Origin of the sequence: Thalassovita aquimarina, assembly GCF_018219815.1 — a bacterium.
Classification (GTDB): domain Bacteria; phylum Pseudomonadota; class Alphaproteobacteria; order Rhodobacterales; family Rhodobacteraceae; genus Thalassobius; species Thalassobius aquimarinus.
Genome location: NZ_JADMKU010000005.1, coordinates 249,290 through 262,205, shown reverse-complemented (window position 1 = coordinate 262,205; position 12,916 = coordinate 249,290). Strand labels below are relative to the sequence as shown.

Here is a 12,916-nt window from a genome sequence, read left to right as displayed (position 1 = left end):
ACTATTTGCCGCTCTTGTCGCGGGATTTGCCCTTGAACCGCTGATGGGCGGCCAATTGCGCTTTGTGCTGGCGGGTGATTTCACGCGCGCGGCGGCGGGTCTGGCCGATGGTTTCCGAATTCAGCTGATCCTCGGCGCGCAGCTTGCGCCAGCGGTCCACCCGGTCCTCGGAAAGATCGCCCGCTTCCATCGCGGCCAGAACCGCGCAGCCCGGTTCGCTGACATGGGCGCAGTCGCGGAACTTGCATTGCGTGGCCAGTTCCGTGATGTCGTCGAAAAGTTCGTCGATGCCGCCCGCGACGTCATGCAGCCCCAGTTCGCGCATCCCCGGCATATCGATCACCATGCCGCCGCCGCTTGCGAAATGAAGCGATCTCGCCGTGGTCGTATGGCGGCCCTTGGCGTCGTCTGCGCGGATGTCCGCGGTGGCCTGTTCCGAGCCTGTCAGCGCGTTGATCAGGGTTGATTTTCCCACCCCGGAGGAGCCGACGAACGCCACGGTCTTGCCCGGGCCGCACCAGCGACGCAGCCGGTCGGATTGTTCCTTGTCCTTGGCGTTGATCAGCAGGACCGCGTCGAACTTGTCGGAAATGTCCCGCGCCTGTTGCAGGTAGGACTGCGGGTCTTCGGCGGTGTCGGCCTTGGTCAGCACCAGAACCGGCGACACGCCCGCATCCAGCGCCAGCACCACGTAGCGTTCGATCCGCGCCGGATTGAAATCCTCGTTGCACGATGTGGTGATGAACAGCGTATCGATATTGGCCGCCAGAAGCTGTGTCCTGGCCTCGATCCCCGCGGCCCGGCGGGCGAGCTTGGAGGTGCGGTCGAGAATGGTTTCGATGACATCGGTATCGGGATTGACAGTGACCCAATCGCCCACCGCCACATCCCCTGCGCTGAGCGTCGGCGGATAGGTCAGCCGCACCGCACCGCGCGGGCCAAGGCCGGTGGCCTTGCTGCGCTGTACGGCGGCGATCCGCATGACGCGGTCCGGCGTTACGCCCATCGTCTCCAGCTGGTCGGCGAAGAAGGGGGACCAACCCAGGTCGTTCAGCGAGATGTGTGTCACGCGCTCTCCGGTTTGCGAGGACAGAAGGTCTTGGCGCGCAAGCATGCAAGTTTTCGAACACCGGACAAGGGCCGATATCGCTTCGTGCGGTTTTTATCCGCGGCCTGTGGGGGATAGGTGAGAGGTTGGACAACGACCCAAGCGGGGCTCGTTACGGCTGCTTCCTTCCGGATCTGACCGGGTTGGCGAGGCGCCTGCCCGCGCCAACCTCTCAACGGCGTATATAGGTTTGTGGCGGCGGGAATGCAAGCGCGCGTCGTGCTTGTCAGAAGTCCAGCCGGACCAGGGCGAAACCATCGTCGCCGGTATGCTCGAAACTGACCTTGCGGCGCGGCACATCCGGCAGGCGGTCCACTGCACGCGGCGAGGTCTTGAAACGTGCACTGGTGTTTTCCAGCTCGCGGAACCGCCAGACGGGTTTGGGCGTGATATCAATGCTGTCCCTGCGGCGGATGTAGTCGGCCAGGATATCGCGCACCGGCACGTCGGGCGTCAGGACCATTTCCTCGGTCGGCACCTGCACGAAACCGCCACCGCCACTGGCGCGGAAACCGTTGGTGGCGACGATGAATTCCTGATCTGGTTCAATGGGGGCGCCGCGCCAGGTGGCGGAAGTGATGCGATGGCTTTCGGTGCAAAGCAATGTCCCTTCAGACGAGTATCGCGCCGGTTGTGACGGATCGATTTCGTAATCCAGCCCGACCATGTGGTCGAAATCGTAACAGGGGAATTGCGGATCGTGCAGCGCCTGCCCGTGCAGCCCGGGCGTGATGCGGTGAAACAGCGAAACCGAGCGTTCCAGCCATTCCATGACCTCGCGCCCGGTCAGCCGCACCGCGCAGGCCACGTTGGGAAAAAGGTAAAGGTCGGACAGGCTGCGCAGCGTCAGCGGCCCGGCCGGAATGTCGGTGTAGTGATTCGGCCCGGCGCGGCCGCCGGCCTTGAACGACGCTGTCGCAGCCAGGACCGGAAGTCCGGCATGGGCGGTCCCGTCGAGCGCCCGCGACACGTAATCGGCCTGTGCCCGGGCGACCAACTGTACCGTGGCATCATCCGCCACCAGTGCGAAAAAGGAATGCAGCGGGCTTTGCGTCCTGCCCACCGGGGTTTGCATGTAGTCGAGCGTCGCCCTGTGATGGTGACGCACCGCATGCAGGATTTCCGGGGCTTCGCTGATCGGGGCTTGGGCGCCGTTTCGATGCGCCTTCCCGGCAACCGGGCGCAATTCGGTCTTGTGCCGGCTGGTGAACCACCTGCCGCCGTCATCCTGGGCGAGAACAAGGTCCAGAACGCCCAGGTGGCTGCCCCAGAAACCGGGCATCATCACCGGTTTGCCGTTGATCGTGCCCTTGTTCACGTCGATACCCGGAGTGCCGTAGAAGCTGCTGTCGGGGAATAGCCGGTGCTGATGGCCGCACAGGATCACGTCTATCCCGTCGATGCGCGACAGCGGGACGACCGCATTTTCCTTCAGTTGTCGTTCGTCGCCAAGCGCGATGCCCGAATGCGCCAGCGCGATGATCAGATCGGCGCCTTCCGCCTGCATCTTCGGGATGTAATCCTGGGCGGTTTCCACGATGTCGCGGAAATGGACCTTGCCTTCGACAAGATGTCGGTCCCAGACTGCTGTTTGCGGCGGCAGGAAGCCGATCAACCCAAGTCGGATCGTCCTTTCCGCCCCGGCCGCGCCGCGCAGTCTCTTTTCCACGATCCGGTAGGGATGCAGGATCGTCCGGTCGGCGCTGGGCCGGTTTCCCAATTCCCGGGCGGCATTCGCCAGTACCAGCGGAAAACGGGCGCTGATGATGGTGTCGAGCAGAAAATCCATGCCATAGCTGAATTCGTGATTGCCGAGCGTGGCGCCGTCATATTGCAGCGCATTCATCGCGGCGATGGCTGGGTGCAGCCGGGTTTCTCCTGCGTCCTGGTAGGCAATCTGGTCCCCCAGCAGGTTGCCCTGCAGGAAATCCCCGGTGTCGAACAACAGTGAATTCGCGGTCTCGGCCCGTGCCGTTTTGATCAAGGTCGCGGTGCGCGACAGGCCGGATTTGTGGGTCGGGCTTTCCGAAAAGTAGTCATAAGCCAGCAGATGCATGTGCACATCGGTGGTCTGCAGTATCCTGAGCTGCGTTTCGTCAGCCTGAAGCAGCAGGCTGCCGGATGGGCGATATCGATGCACCTTGACCCTCGGTACTAAGAAAAGACGCTGTCGGAGGCATGAACGAATTTCGCTTTAAGCTAAATTTGGAGACTAGTTGAGTCAATCTAGGGTTAATGGTGTTTTCCCTTGATGTTGCTGTTTCCAAAAGGGTCGTTGGCAAGATAAGAAAGTTGCGTCAGATATGGGCGCCTCAACCGCCTCGGGGAGGGGCGTGGCAAAAGGAAGGCTGGAATGAAGAACGCCGAAACGGTGACTTTCGGGGGATCGGCCCTGGATCGCGCCGCGGAAATCCGCGGCGACGCGGCCGTGCTGGCCGCGGCCATGGCGGCGCCGGAAGCCGTGTCGATCGTGCTGTGGCGCGGCAAGCCGCTGATCTCGCGCGATGCCGCGCGGCGCCCGGCGCTGACCCGGGTGCCGATGGATCATCCGGTCCTGCAAGAAACCCGCGTCGGGCCGATTTTTCTGGGGCGCGAAGATAGCGGCCCGGTCTTTGCCCATGATATTTCGGCTTGGACCCCGGAAGTGTTCGACGACACTGCGCTGAATAGCTTCCTCGATCGTAGCGAACAGCATCATCCCAGCCTCAACGCCTCCGATACCTTCGCGGAACTGCGCGCCGTCATGGCACAGCTTTCGCCGCGGGATGCCGAATTGGCGGCGACGGCGCGGGCGCTGTTCGGCTGGCATCGCAGCCACCGGTTCTGTTCGCAATGCGGTCAGGAAAGCGGGATGGCGATGGCCGGCTGGCAACGCGATTGCCCGGCTTGCGGCGGCCATCATTTCCCGCGCACCGATCCGGTGGTGATCATGCTGATCACCCGCGGCAATTCGGTGCTGATGGGGCGGTCGCACGGCTGGCCCGAGGGCATGTATTCGCTGTTGGCCGGCTTTGTCGAACCGGGCGAAACGATCGAAGCGGCGGTGCGGCGCGAAACCTGGGAAGAGGCCGGCATCCGCGTCGGGGCGGTGGATTACCTGGCCAGCCAGCCATGGCCGTTCCCGGCCTCACTGATGATCGGCTGCAAGGGAGTGGCGTTGTCCGAGGCCGTGACCATCGACCCCAAGGAAATCGATGATGCCCGCTGGTTCACACGAGAAGAGATCATGTTGTCCTTCTCCGGCGGGCATCCCGAGTTGAAACCGGCCAGGCAGGGGGCAATCGCGCACTTTCTGTTGCGAAACTGGCTTGCAGATCGAGTGGATTGAGACAAAATGCCGGCTAACGTGAAAACCGAAGATAGGTGGACAGGCAAGACATGGAATTGGTGAGCAAGGAAGATATCGACGCTCCGATCAAGCAGGTTTTCAAGATGCTGACGGATTTCGGATTCTTCGAACGCGCCGCTTTGCGGCGCGGGGCGGAAGTTCAGCGCGTTGATGGCCGTCAGGATGTCGGGCGGGGCATGGCCTGGATTATCAGTGTCGTGCTGCGCGGCAAGCTGCGCAATATCCGCCTGACGCTGACCGAATACGACGCGCCCAACAGCATGACCTTTACCGGCGGTGAAAAGGGCATGGACGGGATGTTGAAGGTGGATTTGGTCGCCCTGTCGCGGAAGCGTACGCGGATGACGGTCAAGATCGAGCTTTCGGCGACGACCCTGCCCGCGCGCTTGCTTCTGCAATCCTTGAAACTTGGCCGGAACAAGATGCAGTCGCGTTTCAACGTGCGGCTTGCCGAATTCGCGGCCGAGCTGGAAGAGCGTTTCAGCGGAACGGCGGCCTAGCGCGCCCGTTCGTGTTCGAACCTTTGTAGCGCGATCTGTTCATTGCGTTCGCTTCTCTGCTGATCGAACAGCTTGGAGCGGACGTAATCCAGATGCGCTTCGACAGCGGCGCGGGCGCCTTCCGGATCGCGGGCCTGCAGCGCGCTGTTGATGGCGCGGTGCTGATCCAGCAAGGTGTCGCGCGTGGTGCGCTGCTTGAACATCATCTGCCGGTTGTAGAACACCCCTTCGCGCAGCAGCTGATACATCGATCGCATCATGTGCAGCATGATGACGTTGTGGCTGGCTTCGATGATCGACAGGTGGAAATCGGCATCGAGATGCGCCTCGTCCTCGGGGTTGCGCTTCTTGTGGGCGGCTTCCATCTTGTCGAAAACGGCCTGGATCACCCGCAGGTCGGTATCCGAACCCAGCCTTGCGGCCCGTTCGGCGGCCAGCCCTTCCATGTCGCGGCGGAACGAAATGTAATCGAAAACCGCTTCGTCGTGGCTGGCGAACAGCTTCACCAGGGCCTCCGAAAACGCGGATCCCAGCACTTCGGCGACATAGATGCCGGATCCCGCGCGCGAGGTCAGCAGCCCACGGTCCTGCAGATCGGAAATCGCTTCGCGCAGCGAAGGCCGCGACACGCCAAGCCGTTCGGACAATTCGCGTTCCGAAGGCAACCGTTCGCCGGGCCGCAATATGCCCTGAAGGATCAGAAGCTCAATCTGCTTGGTCACCGCATCGGACAGTTTTTCAGGTTGGACTTTTTTAAACGGCATGGTGTTCCAATTGGTTGATTGGTCAAATCATATGACCGCATTCTGCATGAGGCAAGCGTGGCCGTGACCTGTCGCTTGCCCGTTGCGCACCTGTGTGGCGATCAGAATTCGACGCCGATCTGCGCCTTGATCCCGGACCGGAAAGGATGCTTGACCAATTCCATCTCGGTGACCAGGTCGGCGATTTCGATAAGTTCTTCCTTGGCGTTGCGCCCGGTCAGAACCACATGGGTCATCGGCGGCTTTTCCTCGCTCAGGAAACGCACCACCTCGTTTATGTCGATATAGTCATAGCGCAGCGCGATGTTGATTTCGTCGAGCAATACCATCTTGTTCGACGGATCGCGGATCAGGTCCTTGGCCTTCTCCCAGGCCGCCTGCGCCATTTCCACGTCGCGGTCGCGGTCCTGGGTTTCCCAGGTGAAACCTTCGCCCATCGTGTAGAATTCGCAGATATCGCCGAACCTGGACAGAATCAGGTCACGTTCGCCGGTGCTCATGCCGCCCTTGATGAACTGCACCACGGCGCATTTCATGTCGTGGGCGATACAGCGGAAGATCATCCCGAAGGCGGCCGAACTTTTGCCCTTGCCCTTGCCGGTATGGACAATGATCAGACCCTTCTCATCGGTCTTGGTGGCCATGATCTTGTCGCGGGCGACTTTTTTCTTGGCCATTTTCATCGCGTGGCGGTCGCTGTCGGTGCTCATTTCCGGTTTGTCCTGTCCTGTGGGTCCGACAACAGATAATTGTCCTTGGCGGAATAGGAAAGGGCGGCCTGCGACGGGCCGCCCTTTCTTTGTCTGCCGAACTGGGGAGGATTATTCGGCAGGTACAACCGCGGTTGCGTCTGTCTTGCCGAAATGCTGCCGGTTCAGGCGCAGCTCAAGGGCGATCATCAGGCCCTGTGCGATCAGGGCGATGGCGGTCACGGCCCAGTAGGCGACCGAGTACTTGTCGACGATGCCGGAGGCCACCAGCCCCTTGTTGGCGAAGAACTGCAGCATGACCGACAGCGCGACACCGGGGCAGACCAGAGCATAGGACCCGGACGAGGTTTTCGACCCGAAAACGAAGTCGGTGAAATACCCCTGACGGCGCAGCACCAGCAAGCCCAGCAGAAGGAACACCACCTAGGCGGTCAGCAGGCGCGCCAGGAACAGCATGGTTTCGCCCGCTGTGACAGGGGTTTCAAAACCGACATGCAGGCCGTGCCGCGTCACAAACCGGAGGGGGCTTTTACCCTGCGTTCGGGGCGACCGTCTTGGTAAAGGTCAGGCTGGTCGGGCGGTCATATCCGGCATGCGCGGTGGCGCCGGTCTGCATGAACCCAAGTTTCCCGAAGGTGACATGGTTTTCGGTCAGCTCCACCCGGGTTTGCAGGGTGATGCTTGGCAGGGCCAGCCGCCGCGCCCGGGTTTCGGCCTGTTCGATCAGCCTGCGCGCCAATCCCTGCCCACGGCGGTCCGCGTCCACCGCCAGCTTGCCCAGGTAAAGCGTGTCCGGTTTCGGGATCAGGATCATGCAGGCGACGGGGCGGCCCGCGTCCTCGATCACCCAAAGCTCCTTGTCTCGGGCTTCCTGTTCCAGCGTCGCGGCCGTCATTCGGTCAAGCGAACTGGGCGGATCGATCCGTCCCTCCATATAGGCGAAGCTATTCACCAGCAGCGCGTGGATGGCGCTGAAATCGTAGGGCGGGCGGACACGTTTCAACGGTTTCAGCCCCCCAGCAGGCTTTCGATTCCCGCGCGGGCGGAATTGGATTTTGGCACCCACAGCCCCCGGTCGATCGCTTCCTGCAGCCGTTCGGCAATCTCGCGCAGCGCCGGTGCGTTGTGGTCCGCGATGAAATCCCTGGTGCCATCGTCTTCCAGGAAAGCCGCATGGACCAGGTCGAAATGGTGGTTCTTCACCGCCCCGGTGGTGGCGGCGAAGGCGAACAGGTAATCGACCGTCGCGGCGATCTCGAAAGCGCCCTTGTAGCCGTGCCGTTTCACCCCCTCGATCCATTTCGGGTTCACCACGCGCGACCGCAAGACCCGGCCGATTTCTTCGTCCAGCGTACGGATGACGGGCCGTTCGGGGCGGGAATGGTCGTTGTGATAGATAGGGCGATCCTGCCCCTGAAGGGTGCTGACCGCCGCCGCGGCACCACCTTCGAACTGGTAGTAATCGTCGCTGTCCAGCAGGTCGTGTTCGCGGTTGTCCTGATTCTGCACGATGGCCTCGGCCTGTTTGAGCCGCTGTTCGAAACCATCGCGGTCGCGCGCGCCCTCGGTTCCCGCGCCATAGGCATAGCCGCCCCATTCCAGGTAGGCTTCGGCCAGGTCGGCCTTGTCGTTCCAGATACGTTCGTCGATCAGCGCCTGCAGACCCGCCCCGTAAGCGCCGGGTTTCGACCCGAAGACACGGGCCTGCCCCTCGCCCGCGCGGGCACGAGCGGCGGCGGGATTCTGATCCGCGGACTCATTCAGCGCCATCACCGCGCGCGCGGCGCTGTCCACCAGCGCGATCAGTTGCGGAAAGGCGTCGCGGAAGAAGCCCGAAATGCGCAGGGTCACGTCGACGCGGGGGCGCCCCAGCACACCGGCGGGCAGGATATCGAACCCGGTGACGCGACGGTTGGCGCTGTCCCATTTCGGTTTCACCCCCATCAGCGCCAAGGCCTGGGCGATATCGTCGCCCCCGGTGCGCATGTTGGCGGTGCCCCAGGCGGTCAGCAGCATCGCGCGCGGCCAGTCGCCGTGGGTTTGCAGGTGTTTTTCGATGAGCAGGTTCGCCGATTTCCACCCCAGGGCCCAGGCGGTGGGCGTCGGCACGGCGCGGCTGTCGACGCTGTAGAAATTGCGCCCCGTCGGCAGGGTGTCGAGCCGCCCGCGGGTCGGCGCGCCGGAGGGGCCGGGGGCAACGAAACGACCGTCGAGGGCGGTCAGGAAACCGTTCCCTTCATTCGGGCCGCAGGCCGCGACGGTCGGGCGGATGGCGGTGGCGATATGATTCAGAACGGTGGTGCTTGCCGGACCGGTCCGGGCCGTTTCGCCCTCAACCGCTTGGATCGCCAGCAACTCCAGCCGTTCCACCGTGTCGCCGGCGCTGCGCCAGGGATCGCCGCTCAGATCTTGCAGGATCTGCGGTTTGGGGCCGGCCCATGGCGCGGCCATGTCGCAATCGAGCGGATCGAAACCGAGCGCCAGATCCTGCGCCAGCGCCCGGATCAGCGAGGCGTTTTCACCCGCTCCGTCCCCGCGCGGCACGCGGGCTAAAGCGATCGCCAGGTCGCGTTCCTGAACACCGGCCGGGGACTGGCCGAAGATATGCAGGCCATCCCTGATCTGCGCCTCTTTCAATTCGCACAGGTAGGCGTCGAGCTTGGCGAGATCGGTTTCCTCGTCTTCGCCCTTCATCCCGACATCCTGATCCAGACCCGTGGCGGCGCTGAGCGACAGGATTTCTCGGCGCAGGTGATCGATCCGGCGCGGGTCGACCCCGGCGGCTTCGTAATATTCGTCCACAAGCGCCTCGAGGTCCTTCAGGTCGCCGTAGGTCTCGGCGCGGGTCAGCGGTGGCGTCAGGTGATCGACGATCACCGCCTGCGCCCGGCGCTTGGCCTGGGTGCCCTCGCCGGGATCGTTGACGATGAAGGGATAGACGTGGGGCGTGGGGCCGAACACGGCCTCGGGCCAGCAGGTCTGCGACAGGGCCAGCGCCTTGCCGGGCAGCCATTCCAGATTGCCGTGCTTGCCCATGTGGACGATGGCATCGGCCCTGAACTGGTGCCGCAGCCAGAAATAGAAGGCCAGGTAGTGATGGGGCGGGACCAGGTCGGGCGAATGGTAGGTATCGGTCGGGTCGATGTTGTAGCCGCGCGCCGGCTGGATACCGACGACGACATTGCCGAATTGCAGCACCGACAGGCTGAAGCGGCCGCAATCGAACTCGCCGGGGGTGAAGAACGGATCGGCCTCGGGCGCGCCCCAGCGGGTTTCGATCGCCTCGCGCAATTCCCAAGGCAACTGGCCATAATCGATCTGGTAATCGGCCAAGCTCATCTCAACCCCGCCGCGCCGTTCGGCCCGGTTGGTCAGCCAGTTGGTGGGGCCTGCCATGATCGCCTGCATAAGCGCGTCGCTGTCGGCGGGCGCGCGTTCGACCCGGTAACCGCTTTCAGCCAGCAGATTCAGCACATGCACCGTGGCGGCGGGCGTGTCGAGGCCAACCCCATTAGCCAGCCGGCCGTCCTTGTTGGGATAGTTCGCCAGCACCAGCGCGACCTTGCGGCCCGACGCGGGCGTCTGGCGCAGCTTCGCCCAGTTGGCGGCGAGCCTTGCGGTGAAATCGATCCGGTCGCCCTGCGCGCGGTAGGTCGCGATCGGGCATTCGGTGGCCTCGTCGAAATAGGCTTCGTCCTTGAAGCTGATCGCACGGGCCAGAACGCGGCCGTCCACTTCGGGCAGCGCCACGTTCATCGCGATATCGCGGGCGGACAGGCCGGTCAGGCCGCTGGCCCAGGTTTCTTCGGTCGATCCGGCCAGCACGATCTGGAATACGGGGGCGGCGTTGGCGGCGGACATCACCAGCGGGTTGGCAGGCCCCTGATCGCCGTCATGGGGGCTGCCCACGGCGAAGGCGGTGGCGTTCAGGATGACCGAGGGCGGCGCGGCGGTGAACAGGCTTTCCAGCGTGGCGACCGACACCGGATCTTTCAGCGAGGCGACGAAGATCGGCAGCGGGTTCAGGCCCTGCCGCAGCAGCGATTTCACCAGCCGGTTGATCGGGTTCAGCCCCGCCCCCTGCACCAGCGCGCGGTAAAAAATCGCCGGCACCACGGGCGCGCCGTCGGTCCACGCGGCCCGTGCCGCAGTCAGGTCGGCGACTCCAGCGCCGGGCCAGTAGACCCCGGCTCGCAGCAGCGGCTTGGCGGCCTCGGGGGCGTCGCCTGCGGGGCGCCCTGCCAGCATCCATTGGCAATAAGACAAGAAGTTCAGGCTGTTTTCCGGCCCGCCCTCGACCAGATAGGACCACAGCGCGTCGTAATCTTCTGCCGCGACGGTGGACAGGCCGCGCAGGTCGGCATCGGGTTTGTCGTCACCGGGCAGGGCGACGAAGGGCATGCCCACCTCGGCCAACCGGGCGGCATATTGTTCGAAGCCGTATTTCCAATATCCCGCGCCGCCCAGGATGCGCGCTACCACCAGCCGCGATTTCGTGGCGCAATTGTCCAGATGCAGGTCGACTGACATCGGGTGTTGCAGATGGGTCAGGTTGGCCAGCCGCAGCGAAGGAGCGTTTGCCATATCCGAGCGGGCCTGCGACAGCGCCGCCAGTTCCGTGTCGGCAGCTGAAATGAACACCAGATCGGCGGGCGTCTGGCCCAGATCGACGGGTTCCTTCCCGTCGTCTATCGAGCCGGGGGTCGCGGCGAGAAGATGCATCGGAAGACCTTTGCTTGTATCTTGGGGCGCGTTACGGCAAGAGCCACGCAGCCAGCGGAAGGGAATGAGCCATGGATTATAGCAGAATGGGCGGGGTGAAACCCACGTACGGTAAGAACAAGCCGCGCCATGAAGACGTCAAGCGGACCGGCGGGGTCGACCGCAACGACAAGGCCACCCTGCTGGAGCGGATGAAGAAGGCGGCGGCCGACAAGGCCGACAAGGCCAGCGACAAGGGCTGAGCTCACAGCTTCTTTTCCATGAAGATGCTGCTGGCGGCTTCGGGGTAGCCGCCGAACGGGCCGCAGCGGGTGAAGCCATGCCGTTCGTAAAGCCGGTGCGCCGCATGCAGAACGTTGCCGGTTTCCAGCTTCAGCCAGGGCAGGTTGCGGGCGCGCGCCTCGTCTTCGATCTGGCGCATCAAGGCATCGGCCACGCCTTTGCCGCGCGCCTCTTCCGCGACGAACATCGATTTGACCTCGCCATAGCCGTCCTGCGCGGCAAGCGCCCCGGTGCCCAGCACCGTGTCGCCCTTCCGCGCGGTGAAGAAGGCGATGTTCGGGGCGCACAGACCGTCGATCGAAAGGAAGAAATTGTCCTCGGGCGGAAACAGCGACCGCATCAGCGCATGGGACTGCTGCAGCAGCGCGGTCGCCTGCGGAGCATGCGGGTCGCCCTGTTCCACGATGATCATGCCTGCAGTGCCTTTTCGATGGCGGCGCGGTCAAGGCCGGATTGGCCGATCACAACCAGCCGGGTTTCGCGCGGGCTGGTGCCGAACGGCTGGTCGAAATAGCTGTCGACCCGCGGCCCCACCGCCTGCAGCGTCAGGCGCATCGGCTTGCCCTGAACGGCGGCGAAGCCTTTCAGTCGCAGGATGTCGTGATCGCGGATGATCCCGGCGACCTGATCGGCGAAACCTTTGGGATCGGCGATTTCGTCGCGGGTGACCACGAAGCTTTCGAAATCGTCGTGATCGTGGTCGTGGTGATGGTCGTGATCGTCGTCATGATCGTCGTGATCATGATGGTGGTGATGGTGGTTTTCGTGGCGGGCGGACATGTCGTCTTCGGCCCCCACGCCCTGACCCAGCAGAACGTCCACCGGCAAAGCGCCCATGGTCGATTTCACCACCTGCACCCCGTCGCGGCTTTCGTCGCGCAACCGTCTGGTCAGCGCCTCGGCCTCTTCCTCGCTCAGCAGGTCGGATTTGTTCACCACGATCATGTCGGCGCAGGTGACCTGGTCGTGGAACAGTTCCGACAGCGGCGTTTCGTGATCGAGGTTTTCGTCCAGCTTGCGCTGTGCATCCACGGCGGCGATGTCATGGGCGAACTGGCCTTCGACGACGGCCTTGCCATCGACCACGGTCACCACGCCATCGACGGTCACGCGGGTGCTGATTTCGGGCCAGTTGAAAGCGCGGACCAGTGGTTGCGGCAGGGCCAGCCCCGAGGTTTCGATCACGATGTGATCGGGGGCCTGATCGCGGTCCAGCAGCTTTTGCAGCGTGGGGATGAAATCCTCGGCCACCGTGCAGCAGATGCAGCCATTGGACAGTTCCATGATATCGTCTTCGCTGCAGGTTTCGTCGCCGCAGCCTTTCAGGATATCGCCATCGACGCCAAGGTCGCCGAATTCGTTGATGATCAGGGCGATCCGCTTGCCTTCGGCATTGGCCAGCATGTGGCGGATCAGGGTGGTCTTGCCGGCGCCGAGGAAACCGGTCACCACGGTTGCGGGTATCTTGGCAAACATCTTAG

The 12,916-nt window shown here is 63.5% G+C and carries 12 protein-coding genes and 1 other RNA gene; 3 read left to right on the top strand and 10 right to left on the bottom strand.

Features of this window, described 5'->3' with window-relative positions:
• Position 1: 1 nt before the first annotated feature.
• The 3 genes from rsgA to IT775_RS08395 form a co-directional block, all read right to left on the bottom strand.
• Positions 2–1,069, bottom strand: a complete 1,068-nt coding sequence (gene rsgA / locus IT775_RS08405; RefSeq protein ID WP_343231120.1) for a ribosome small subunit-dependent GTPase A — start codon at positions 1,067–1,069, stop codon at positions 2–4.
• 115 nt (positions 1,070–1,184) lie between these two features.
• Positions 1,185–1,283, bottom strand: an RNA gene (ffs, locus tag IT775_RS08400) — signal recognition particle sRNA small type.
• Positions 1,284–1,334: 51 nt separating this feature from the next.
• Positions 1,335–3,248 (bottom strand): bifunctional 2',3'-cyclic-nucleotide 2'-phosphodiesterase/3'-nucleotidase, encoded by a 1,914-nt coding sequence (locus IT775_RS08395; RefSeq protein ID WP_212700640.1) that lies wholly within the window; start codon positions 3,246–3,248, stop codon positions 1,335–1,337.
• Between the two features lie 213 nt (positions 3,249–3,461).
• On the opposite strand from IT775_RS08395, the gene nudC reads away from it, so the two are divergent.
• Positions 3,462–4,436: an NAD(+) diphosphatase gene (gene nudC / locus IT775_RS08390; RefSeq protein ID WP_212700639.1), complete on the top strand. Its 975-nt coding sequence runs from the start codon at positions 3,462–3,464 to the stop codon at positions 4,434–4,436.
• Between the two features lie 50 nt (positions 4,437–4,486).
• The gene (locus tag IT775_RS08385) at positions 4,487–4,957 is read left to right on the top strand and encodes an SRPBCC family protein (protein ID WP_212700638.1); all 471 of its coding nucleotides are present in this window, start codon (positions 4,487–4,489) and stop codon (positions 4,955–4,957) included.
• Here the strand turns inward: IT775_RS08385 and IT775_RS08380 are convergent.
• From IT775_RS08380 to cobN, 5 genes are all read right to left on the bottom strand, one after another.
• Positions 4,954–5,721: a FadR/GntR family transcriptional regulator gene (locus tag IT775_RS08380; RefSeq protein WP_212700637.1), complete on the bottom strand. Its 768-nt coding sequence runs from the start codon at positions 5,719–5,721 to the stop codon at positions 4,954–4,956. The two genes, IT775_RS08385 and IT775_RS08380, sit on opposite strands and share 4 nt — an antisense overlap.
• A gap of 101 nt (positions 5,722–5,822) precedes the next feature.
• Positions 5,823–6,431 carry a cob(I)yrinic acid a,c-diamide adenosyltransferase gene (gene cobO, locus IT775_RS08375; RefSeq protein ID WP_212700636.1) on the bottom strand — a complete coding sequence of 203 codons (609 nt, stop codon included), beginning with the start codon at positions 6,429–6,431 and terminating at the stop codon, positions 5,823–5,825.
• Positions 6,432–6,542: 111 nt separating this feature from the next.
• Complete coding sequence (locus IT775_RS08370) at positions 6,543–6,854, bottom strand: hypothetical protein (RefSeq protein ID WP_212700635.1); 312 nt, start codon at positions 6,852–6,854, stop codon at positions 6,543–6,545.
• Between the two features lie 106 nt (positions 6,855–6,960).
• Positions 6,961–7,434 carry a GNAT family N-acetyltransferase gene (locus tag IT775_RS08365; protein ID WP_246525405.1) on the bottom strand — a complete coding sequence of 158 codons (474 nt, stop codon included), beginning with the start codon at positions 7,432–7,434 and terminating at the stop codon, positions 6,961–6,963.
• Between the two features lie 5 nt (positions 7,435–7,439).
• Positions 7,440–11,153, bottom strand: coding sequence for a cobaltochelatase subunit CobN (gene cobN / locus IT775_RS08360; RefSeq protein WP_212700634.1), 3,714 nt, complete (start codon positions 11,151–11,153; stop codon positions 7,440–7,442).
• A gap of 71 nt (positions 11,154–11,224) precedes the next feature.
• On the opposite strand from cobN, the gene IT775_RS08355 reads away from it, so the two are divergent.
• Positions 11,225–11,395 (top strand): hypothetical protein, encoded by a 171-nt coding sequence (locus IT775_RS08355; RefSeq protein WP_212700633.1) that lies wholly within the window; start codon positions 11,225–11,227, stop codon positions 11,393–11,395.
• A gap of 2 nt (positions 11,396–11,397) precedes the next feature.
• Here the strand turns inward: IT775_RS08355 and IT775_RS08350 are convergent, their stop codons facing one another.
• On the bottom strand, positions 11,398–11,847 hold the full coding sequence (locus IT775_RS08350) for a GNAT family N-acetyltransferase (protein WP_212700632.1): 450 nt from the start codon (positions 11,845–11,847) through the stop codon (positions 11,398–11,400).
• Entirely contained in the window at positions 11,844–12,911 is a 1,068-nt protein-coding gene (gene cobW / locus IT775_RS08345; RefSeq protein WP_212700631.1) for a cobalamin biosynthesis protein CobW, read from the bottom strand. Before cobW ends, IT775_RS08350 begins: the two co-directional genes overlap by 4 nt.
• Positions 12,912–12,916 lie beyond the last annotated feature (5 nt).

Bases quoted from the DNA above. Each gene is read 5' to 3' on its own strand.
- nudC (WP_212700639.1), top strand. From the start codon at position 3,462: ATGAAGAACGCCGAAACGGTGACTTTCGGGGGATCGGCCCTGGATCGC.
- IT775_RS08385 (WP_212700638.1), top strand. From the start codon at position 4,487: ATGGAATTGGTGAGCAAGGAAGATATCGACGCTCCGATCAAGCAGGTT.
- IT775_RS08380 (WP_212700637.1), bottom strand. From the start codon at position 5,721: ATGCCGTTTAAAAAAGTCCAACCTGAAAAACTGTCCGATGCGGTGACC.
- cobO (WP_212700636.1), bottom strand. From the start codon at position 6,431: ATGAGCACCGACAGCGACCGCCACGCGATGAAAATGGCCAAGAAAAAA.
- cobN (WP_212700634.1), bottom strand. From the start codon at position 11,153: ATGCATCTTCTCGCCGCGACCCCCGGCTCGATAGACGACGGGAAGGAA.
- IT775_RS08355 (WP_212700633.1), top strand. From the start codon at position 11,225: ATGGATTATAGCAGAATGGGCGGGGTGAAACCCACGTACGGTAAGAAC.
- IT775_RS08350 (WP_212700632.1), bottom strand. From the start codon at position 11,847: ATGATCATCGTGGAACAGGGCGACCCGCATGCTCCGCAGGCGACCGCG.
- cobW (WP_212700631.1), bottom strand. From the start codon at position 12,911: ATGTTTGCCAAGATACCCGCAACCGTGGTGACCGGTTTCCTCGGCGCC.